Origin of the sequence: Gemmatimonas sp. (assembly GCF_044345575.1) — a bacterium.
In the GTDB taxonomy this organism is placed as follows: Bacteria; Gemmatimonadota; Gemmatimonadetes; order Gemmatimonadales; family Gemmatimonadaceae; genus Gemmatimonas.
Genome location: NZ_JBIJAW010000131.1, coordinates 1 through 8,726 on the forward strand (window position 1 = coordinate 1; position 8,726 = coordinate 8,726).

At 66.6% G+C, this 8,726-nt stretch carries 10 protein-coding genes; all 10 read left to right on the plus strand.

Features of this window, described 5'->3' with window-relative positions; all coding sequences use genetic code 11:
* A partial coding sequence (locus tag ACIQ6O_RS09285) for a single-stranded DNA-binding protein (RefSeq protein ID WP_396207506.1) occupies window positions 1–432 on the plus strand: 432 nt, incomplete at its 5' end.
* A 213-nt stretch (window positions 433–645) separates the two neighbouring features.
* Entirely contained in the window at window positions 646–2,121 is a 1,476-nt protein-coding gene (locus ACIQ6O_RS09290; RefSeq protein ID WP_396207507.1) for a LysM peptidoglycan-binding domain-containing protein, read from the plus strand.
* 180 nt (window positions 2,122–2,301) lie between these two features.
* Window positions 2,302–3,279 carry an NAD-dependent epimerase/dehydratase family protein gene (locus tag ACIQ6O_RS09295; RefSeq protein ID WP_396207508.1) on the plus strand — a complete coding sequence of 326 codons (978 nt, stop codon included), beginning with the start codon at window positions 2,302–2,304 and terminating at the stop codon, window positions 3,277–3,279.
* On the plus strand, window positions 3,279–4,031 hold the full coding sequence (locus ACIQ6O_RS09300; RefSeq protein WP_396207509.1) for a MotA/TolQ/ExbB proton channel family protein: 753 nt from the start codon (window positions 3,279–3,281) through the stop codon (window positions 4,029–4,031). Before ACIQ6O_RS09295 ends, ACIQ6O_RS09300 begins: the two co-directional genes overlap by 1 nt.
* Before the next feature lie 3 nt (window positions 4,032–4,034).
* The gene (locus tag ACIQ6O_RS09305; protein ID WP_396207510.1) at window positions 4,035–4,448 is read left to right on the plus strand and encodes a biopolymer transporter ExbD; all 414 of its coding nucleotides are present in this window, start codon (window positions 4,035–4,037) and stop codon (window positions 4,446–4,448) included.
* 2 nt (window positions 4,449–4,450) lie between these two features.
* The gene (locus ACIQ6O_RS09310) at window positions 4,451–5,209 is read left to right on the plus strand and encodes a TonB C-terminal domain-containing protein (protein ID WP_396207511.1); all 759 of its coding nucleotides are present in this window, start codon (window positions 4,451–4,453) and stop codon (window positions 5,207–5,209) included.
* Window positions 5,210–5,250: 41 nt separating this feature from the next.
* Window positions 5,251–6,558, plus strand: a complete 1,308-nt coding sequence (locus ACIQ6O_RS09315) for a hypothetical protein (RefSeq protein ID WP_396207512.1) — start codon at window positions 5,251–5,253, stop codon at window positions 6,556–6,558.
* Between the two features lie 44 nt (window positions 6,559–6,602).
* Entirely contained in the window at window positions 6,603–7,163 is a 561-nt protein-coding gene (gene pal, locus ACIQ6O_RS09320) for a peptidoglycan-associated lipoprotein Pal (protein ID WP_396207513.1), read from the plus strand.
* 29 nt (window positions 7,164–7,192) lie between these two features.
* Window positions 7,193–8,056, plus strand: coding sequence for a tol-pal system protein YbgF (gene ybgF, locus ACIQ6O_RS09325; RefSeq protein ID WP_396207514.1), 864 nt, complete (start codon window positions 7,193–7,195; stop codon window positions 8,054–8,056).
* 39 nt (window positions 8,057–8,095) lie between these two features.
* A partial coding sequence (gene tatC, locus ACIQ6O_RS09330) for a twin-arginine translocase subunit TatC (RefSeq protein WP_396207515.1) occupies window positions 8,096–8,726 on the plus strand: 631 nt, incomplete at its 3' end.

Consider the following 8,726-nt stretch of genomic DNA (forward strand, 5'->3'; position numbering starts at 1 on the left):
GGTGGCCGCGTGGCCACGTTCTCGCTGGCGACGGGTCGCCAGTGGACCGACCAGAGCGGGAACAAGCAGGAAAAGACGGAGTGGCACCGCTGCGTCGTGTGGAACAGCGGGCGCGGGACTGGTCTCGCCGACGTCGTCGAGAAGTACGTCCGCAAGGGCGAGAAGGTGTATGTCGAAGGGGAGATCGAATACCGTCAGTGGCAGGACAAGGACGGGCAGACGCGCTACACCACCGAAATCAAGGTCAAGGAGCTCATGCTCCTTGGTGGACGCCCGGGTGGCGCCGGCATGGGTGACGACATGGACAGCGCTCCGCGTCGGTCGGCTGCGCCTGCGGCCCCCCGAAAGGCAGCGGCGCCGGCCGCTGGCGGCGACGACTTCAACGACTTCCCGGGCGCTCTGGCCGACGAAGACGACGATCTGCCGTTCTGAGTAGCAGACACGGCGCCGTTCCCGGCGGCCCAGTTATGGGTCGCCGGGAAATGCCCGTATTGAAATGACATGCGCCGGCGCCGGCACGAATCGGGCGTTACGACAGGACGGGGAAAACGTCTCCCGTGTGGGGGACCTGCGCTCGGATTCCAGGCAGACCGCCCGAGGCGGTCCTTGCGGGCCGCTTGACTCTTCCCTTGTCGAGGTTTGCCGATGCGCGCAGCCGATCGGGCGCACACTTCCGCTACCGTGCCGGCCCCACAGCCAGGTGCGCTGTTGTCCCGTCTGTTGGTCGCGGTCATCGCCACCATTGCTCTACTGCTCGTTTGGCGCCCGTCGCTGCTGCATGCCCAGGGCGTCGCCGTGGCGGCGCAGGAGCCGGCGTCCAAGACCCATGTCGTCAAGGCGGGCGAGACCCTCTGGGGGCTCGCCGCGCGGTATTTCGGCGACGGCCATCAGTGGCAGGCGCTGGCGCGGCGGAACGGGATACCCATTTCGAACGATCCGCCGCTCGAAGTCGGCATGCGGTTGAACGTCCCGACGCGACCGGCCGAGCGGTCCGCAAAGGCCGCCGAGTTGGCGGAGGCTCCCGCCGACAGCACGGTACCGAAGGCTGCGCTGGTCAAGGCCGGAGAGGCAACCCTCCCGGCCCCGGAGGCCGCACCGTCCCGGGCGTCGGCGGGGTCGCTCGCCGCACAGACAGCTGGCCGGGGCAACGCCGGGTCGGCCGCCACCGGTCGTCGTACCAAGTCGGCCAAGCCGTCGTCGCTCCCCGCGACGGCCGCTGAGGCGGTCACCGCGGAAAGCCAAGGCGACACCGGGAAGGCCAATCTCAAGCCGACCACGGGCACCGTCATGGGTGAGAGCACCGTGCGCCGGATCGGGCTTGCCGATCAGGAAGCCGCCATGAATTCGCGGAAGCCCTCGGAAGTGCTCACGGTTTTTCATCGCGATCTGCCGGATGCCGCTGAGGCGGAGCGTCGTACCCGTGCGGTCCTCAGGCCCAATACGCCCGCACCGCGCATCGCCGAGTACATGTCAGCGCCATTCGTCACCACGGCGCGGACGCTAGAGACGCTGGGGCGCATCGGCGCGCGCGTCGGCTCGCCGAGCGCTGGGGACGCCTATCCGCACCGGGCGATCAAGACGGACGAGGTAGAAGTCGAGGCACCGGTGAAGCAGGGCTACAAAGTCGGCGATCGCCTGCTCGCTTTTGGTCCGGCGGAGGCGATCGATAAGGAACAGGTGGTCGTGTTCCCCACGGGCATGCTCGAGGTCACCCGGGCCGAGGCGGGGAAGCCGGCACTTGCGGTGGTCCTTCGTCAGTCGGGACGCATCGAGGCAGGACAGCAGGTCTTGGTAGCGCCCAATGTCAGCGCACCGTGGGTGAAGGCCGTGCCGCTGGATCGGCCCGATGTGCCCGCGACGATCCGCTGGCTCGACCCGCAGGAGGCCCAGCCGACGTTGCAGAGCTACCTCGTGATCGGCGCCGGCAGCGCCAAGGGATTGGTACCGGGTGACGAAGTCGCGATCTATCGTCGCCTCGCCAAGGGGACCACCGAAGCCATGGCGGCCACGGCACGTATCGTTCGGGTCGAACGGGACTATGCCACGGCGATCATCACGAAGCAGTACCAGACCGACATTACCGTGGGGCTGCCGGTCCGTCGCTTCGCCAAGGCGCCGTAACCCGACGTCCTCTCCTCGAAACGGGTCTGACGTGTGATCGGCATGACGAGTGGTACGCGTGCCGACGTAAGATGACGATCATGCCGTACGCGCGCGCCGGGTGCCCCGTGGGCCCCGGCGCGCGTTTACATTCACGGGTATTCACCACTCATCACTCCGACGGCGAGGTAGCGGGCGGCAATGGCGAAATCAGTGCTAGTGACTGGCGGGGCCGGATTCATCGGCTCACATGTGGCGGATCGTTTTCTGGCTGAGGGCTGGAGCGTCACCATCCTTGACGATTTGTCGAGCGGGCGCGAAGAAAACATCCCCGCCGCCGCGCGATTCGTGCGCGGGTGCATCACGTCGCCGGAAGCTGCTGCGCTCGTGCGTGATGGTCACTTCGATGTGATGTGTCACCTCGCCGCCCAGATTGATGTGCGCCGCAGCGTGAACGATCCGGCGTTCGATGCGACGCGGAACATCCTTGGCACGCTGAATCTCATGGAGGCGGTACGGACGAGCGGATACGCCACCCGCGTCGTGTTCTCGTCCACCGGGGGCGCGCTCTACGGAGACTTCGATCCCCCGCCGAGCACGGAACAGTTCTCGAAGGACCCGGAGGCACCGTACGGTATCGCCAAGTTGGCTGTGGAGTACTACCTCGCCTACTACGGCCGCGTGCATGGACTCGACACCGTCGCGCTGCGCTACGGCAATGTTTATGGTCCGCGCCAGGATCCGCACGGCGAGGCCGGCGTCGTGGCCATCTTCTGCAACCGGTTGCTCGACGGGCGGGCGCTCACTGTGTTCGGCAATGGCGAGCAGACGCGGGATTACGTCTATGCCGGTGATGTCGCGCGCGCCAACTTCCTCGCAGGCACCTGCGAATTGCCCGCACGCGGACGTCTCGATGCGCGCGCGTTCAACATCGGGACGAGCATCGAAACGTCGGTCAACGCGCTGGCCGAAACGCTGCGCAGCGTGTCCGGCGCTACGGCGCCTATCGAATACGCGCCGGCGCGCGCCGGTGAACTCGCACGCTCGGCGCTTGAAACCAGCAAGGCGCGTGCGATCCTCGGCTGGGAGCCGCAGGTGGCGATCACCGACGGATTGGCCAACACCTACCACTTCTTTGCCGACCGTCGGGCACGGCTCGCAGCCGGAGGGCACGCGTGATGAGTGTGGCCGGCGTCTCCACCGGTTCGTTGATGCTGTTGCAGCTGTCCACCCAGGGGGGAGCGGCCACGCCGCGCTCAATCGTGGGACTCATCATCGGCAGCGATCCGGTCACCAAAGCGGTGCTGGCTGGACTGGCGGTGCTGTCGCTCATTTCCTGGGCGATCATGTTCGCCAAGTGGCGTACCTTCAGCTCGGCGGAAAGAGCTGGCGCCAGCTTCGTGCGCGACTTCGAGCGCGCGCGTGGAATCGATGACGCGATGCTGCTGGCCCAGCGTTCCAAGCCCAGTCCCTTCACCGCCGTGTTCTCGCGGGCGGTACAGTTCCTGAACGACACCAAGCCGGCGTTGGGAGCGACGAACGATCGCACCGCGCGGCTCTCCGGGTCGCAGGTCGAAGCGCTCCGGCTCGTGCTCGACTCCCAGACCGGACGTGAGCGCGAGGCACTTGGGAAGTTCATTCCGTGGCTCGCCACGGTAGGCAGCGTCAGTCCGCTCATCGGGCTCTTCGGCACGGTGCTCGGGGTGATCGAGGCCTTCGAGGGAATCGCCACGAAGGGTTCGGGGAACATCGGGGCGGTGGCGCCGGGTATTGCCACTGCGCTTATCGCCACCGCGGCCGCACTGGCCGTGGCCATTCCCGCCGCATTCGCCTACAACGTGTTCGCGTCGCGACTCAATCGGTTCGACAACGAATTGGAAGGCTTCGGCTCCGAACTCATCGCACTCATGGTGCGTGAAGGGCGGATCTGACGCATGCGTCGCGGGCGCCGCGGTGAACGGCTTGGCGTAAATGCCGAGATCAATGTGGTGTCGCTGATCGACGTCATGATGCTGCTCATGATCATCTTCATGATCACGGCGCCCATGATGCAGGGCGGGGTGGACATCTCGTTGCCCAGCGCCGAGGTGAAGCCGCTTGAACCGAAGAACGGGTTGGTCGTCAGCATCGACCGGCGTGGTCAGATCTTCGTGGACGATACGAAGCTCACCTTCGAGGAGTTTGCCGGGAGCATCAAGGCGCTCTCCGACCGGAAGGGGGCCGGCGGTGTTTTCGTGCGCGCTGATCAGGGGGTGGACTACGGCACGGTCATCAAGCTGGTGGCGGCCATGAAGGCACGCGGGATCACCGAAGTCGGCCTCGTGGCCGAGCCGGAAGAGAACCGCTGAGGATGGGTGTCTCGACCGGTCGCCTCGCCACCTCCGGGCGCAACGCGCTCGGCAGCGGCGTGGTCGTGTCGGTCGGAATACATGCGGCCTTGCTCGCGCTCGTCCTGTGGGTCGGGAACCGGCCGGAGGAGGCCCGTCCGCCCGTGTATCGGGTGGAGCTGATCGGTCAGGCCGGTCCGCGTCAGGCCGGGGTGGAGAAGCCCGTTACCGAGGCAACGGCCTCGAACGACCCGGTCGCCGGGGCCGAGCGCGTGGAGGAGGAGAAGACCGTGCCAACGCCGAGTACGGCGAAAAAGGTGTTGCCATCGCCCAAGGCCACGCCGTCCACCGATCGCAGCAAGAAGGGCGGAGCAAAGAATGCCCCGGCGCCCACGGCCTCCAAAAGCAACGCGGCGCCCAAGTCGGGCGCCGGCGCCACCGGTACGAAGGGGGCCGATGTGGCGAATGTCCGCACCGATGGGATCGCGTTCCCGTATCCTGGGTACCTGAACAACATTGTGCGGCAGATCGCGCTGAACTGGTCCCCGCGGCGGGTGTCGGCTGCGCTGGTCACCGAACTCAAGTTCATGATCCGACGTGATGGCACGGTCGTGGGTATCGAGGTGGTGAAGCGCTCGGGCGATCGCCTGTACGATCTCGATGCCATGGGCGCCATCGAGGTGGTGGGGACAGGTAAAGGGTTCGGGCCATTGCCATCGGGCTGGCCCGATGATGTGCTGGTGGTCTATTTCACATTCGATTACGCGTTGCGGCCGCAGTGATGCAGGTGGCCCCACCCGGTTTCCTCAACTCCGTACGCTTGATGGCTCGCACGAAGGCTCCTATCCGGCTCGCGACGACGGCGCTCGTCCTCGGCGTGCTCGCCGGTCCCATGGCGGTGATGCCGCGTGCGGCGGCCGCTCAGCCCACCAAGGGGGTAACCCTTGGTCTCCAGTACCGGCCGGGTGAGAAGACCGCGCTCATCGTGCTCCCGGTAAAGGGGGCCAATGGCGACTCGATCACGGCAATGCTGAGCCGCGATCTCGATTACAGTGATCGGTTCACCGTGGTCAGCCCGTCCGCCGCGCCGCCAGTGACCGGTGCGATCAATTGGGCACTCTTTTCGAAGCTCGGAGTGGATGGCATCGTGCAGGCGACGGTGCTGCCGAGCGGATGGGTGCGCGTGGTGCTGCACGATGTGGGCCTCAAGAACGCCCGAAACCAGAAGGACTTTCCGCTGCCGGCGGGCGCACCGTCGCCCGCCTGGCGCCTCGCCGTACACGGCGTGGCCGATGGGGTGGAGGAGTGGATCACGGGGCAGCGCGGCATCGCCCAGACGCGCATCGCCTTCGCGCGCGGTGGCCGGGTGTGGACCGTGGACAGTGATGGGGCCAACGCCACTCCGGTGACGCCGAGCGGCATGTCGCCGCAATGGCTCCCCAGCGGCCGGGGGATCGTGTACAGTGTGCTCGACGGGGCGCGGAACCCCATCATGTTCACCGACCTCGCCACGGGGGCGCAGCGGGTGATCGCCAGCGCGCCGGGCATCGAACACACGACACCGGCCATTTCTCCCGATGGCCGAACGGTGGTGTACGCGCGGGGCTCGGAGAGCGGGACAGACTTGTACGCCCAGTCGTTCGACGGTGGCGCCCCGCGCCGCGTGACGGTGGGCCGTGGACGCGCCAGCGCGCAGCCCACTTTCAGCCCCGACGGCCAGCGATTGGCGTTCATGTCCGACCGTTCCGGGCACCCGGAGGTTTATATTAGCGATCTGGATGGGACGAACGTGGAACTGCTGACGGCAGCGGCGTTTGGCGATCGGGATTACCGGGCGGGGCCCGATTGGTCGCCCGACGGTCGTCTGGTGGCCTTTCAGTCACGAAACGGCGGTACCTTCCAGATCATGACTATCAACCTGCGCGATCAGTCGGTGCGACAGGTGACGAACGACGGCCGCAACGACGACCCCTCATGGGCACCGGACTCGCGGCACGTGGTCCTCACCTCCAATCGCAGCGGCGTTCGTCAGCTGTGGGTGGTCGACATCGAGACCGGGCGTGCGCGTCAGCTCACGCGTGGTCCCGAAACGCGACTGGCTGCATGGTCCCCACGCCTGCAGGCGCAGTAAGCGTCTCGGGTAACAACTCCCCCCTTCTCCCCGGAGTGTTCGACATGATGCGTTCCTCTCGTCTGATGCTGGTCCTGGTGTCCACGTCGCTGGTGCTCGGCGCCTGCAAGAAGAAGCCGGCTCCCGCGCCCACGCCGACCCCGACGCCGGCGCCGGCCGAGCGTGCGCCTGAGCGCACCACGCCGCGCGCGGCGCCCGTTGACACCATGGCCGCGTACAACGAGAAGGTCGCAGCGGCGCGTTTGCGTCTGCTCGAGACCATCTACTTCGAGTATGACGCGGACGAGCTCCGCGACGACGCGCGCGCGTCGCTCGATGCGAAGATCGCCATCCTCAACGCGAACCCTGCGCTACGCGTCCGCGTCGCCGGCCACTGCGACGAGCGCGGTAGTGACGAGTACAACATCGCCCTCGGCCGTCGCCGCGCCGAAGCGGCCAAGCGCTACCTGACCGACCGTGGTATCGATGCCTCGCGTATCGAGACGTCGTCGTTCGGCCGTGAGCGTCCCGCGGTGCAGGGGACCACGGAAGAGGCGTGGTCGAAGAACCGTCGTGACGAGTTCGAAATCACCGCCGGCGGCGAGAACCTCAAGCCCGCCAGCTGACCGCTGTCGCCACACCCGGAGCTTTCGGCATGACCCAGTCGTCTTTCCGCCGCGTGTGGCGGCTCATTCCCCTCGTGGCCCTCGCGGCCACGGGGGGCTGTTTTGCGACGCGTGGTGACGTGCGCATCCTGCAGGGTGACATCGCGGTGATGCGCGCTGAGTTGCTGAAGGGACAACAGGAACAGAAGGACGCGCTCGCGCAAACCCAGCGGTTGCTCGCCGTCGCCAGTGATTCGGTCGCGAAGATCAGCGCGCGCACGGTGGGCATTCAGGGCGACGTGCGCGGCGAGATGCGAGTCGTGCGCGAACAGTTGCTGCAGGTGCAGACGTTGCTCGGACAAAGCCAGGCGACCATCGCGCGGTTACGTGCGGAGATGGAGGCGCGCAATGCCATGATGTCCATGGCGCCCGTTGCTCCGGCCGCCGAGCCCGCGCCGACCGCCGGTCGCGGTGGGAATCCGCGTCCGGCCACGCCGACGCCGGCACCCACCACCGCGGATACGTCCACGGGCGTGCTGGCCGGTCCCAACCAGTTGTACACGACGGGTCGCGACCAGCTGTTGCGCGGTGCCACGGCAACGGCGCGCATGACCTTTCAGGAACTCATCACCAACTATCCGCAGTCCGACTACGCGGCTGACGCGCAGTTCTGGATTGCCGAGTCGCTGGCGAAGGAGAACAACGCGCCCGCCGCCGATGCGGCGTATGCCGCCGTGGTGAGCGCCTATCCCACGTCGGCCAAGGCCCCCACCGCCCTCTACAAGCGGGCGCAGCTGGTGCTGAAGATGGGGAACACGGCGCAGGCTCGGCAGCTGTTCGAGCAGGTCGTGTCGCGATTCCCGCGGAGCGACGAAGCCGAGTTGGCGACCGAAACGCTCAAGACGCTGCGGTGAGCGCGCGTTTGACCTGGCAACACACGAAACGAGTCTCACATGTCGGGCAGTAACTCCACGGAAATGCCGTTCCTCGAGCACCTCGAGGAATTGCGCTGGCGCCTCTTCCGGGTGGCGGTGGCGCTGGCCATCGGCATTGGTGGAAGCTTCGCGCTGATCTTCAGCAAGCAGATCGACGTGGTGGCCATTCTGTCTCAGCCGATTCAGCCGTTCCTCAAGGGGCCGCTGATCGTTACGCATCCCGGCGATCTTTTCGACATTGCCATGGACGCCGCGATCACGCTTGGGATCATTTTCGCGTCGCCCGTGATTGCCTGGCAGATCTGGGGATTCCTCTCGCCGGCGCTGTATAACCACGAAAAGAAAGTGGTGATCCCGGCGCTCGTCGGTGCGGCGGTGCTGTTCCTGATGGGGATGGCCCTGGCATTCGAGTACGTGGTGCCAGTGACGCTCGGGTTCTTCATGAGCTTCCAGAGTGAGGCGGTGCAGGTGATGCCGACGGTCGACAAATACGTCGGGTTCATCCTGTCCATGTGTCTGGCCTTCGGGGCCGTATTCGAGCTCCCGGTGGTGATTGCGCTCCTCACCGCGCTTGGCATCGTACAGCCCGCCTTCCTCGCCAAGTTTCGTCGACACGCCGTCGTCGGCTGTCTCATCGCCGCGGCGTTCA

Coding starts and splice junctions, on each gene's coding strand:
- ACIQ6O_RS09290 (WP_396207507.1), top strand. CDS start 646: ATGCGCGCAGCCGATCGGGCGCACACTTCCGCTACCGTGCCGGCCCCA.
- ACIQ6O_RS09295 (WP_396207508.1), top strand. CDS start 2,302: ATGGCGAAATCAGTGCTAGTGACTGGCGGGGCCGGATTCATCGGCTCA.
- ACIQ6O_RS09300 (WP_396207509.1), top strand. CDS start 3,279: ATGAGTGTGGCCGGCGTCTCCACCGGTTCGTTGATGCTGTTGCAGCTG.
- ACIQ6O_RS09305 (WP_396207510.1), top strand. CDS start 4,035: ATGCGTCGCGGGCGCCGCGGTGAACGGCTTGGCGTAAATGCCGAGATC.
- ACIQ6O_RS09310 (WP_396207511.1), top strand. CDS start 4,451: ATGGGTGTCTCGACCGGTCGCCTCGCCACCTCCGGGCGCAACGCGCTC.
- ACIQ6O_RS09315 (WP_396207512.1), top strand. CDS start 5,251: ATGGCTCGCACGAAGGCTCCTATCCGGCTCGCGACGACGGCGCTCGTC.
- pal (WP_396207513.1), top strand. CDS start 6,603: ATGATGCGTTCCTCTCGTCTGATGCTGGTCCTGGTGTCCACGTCGCTG.
- ybgF (WP_396207514.1), top strand. CDS start 7,193: ATGACCCAGTCGTCTTTCCGCCGCGTGTGGCGGCTCATTCCCCTCGTG.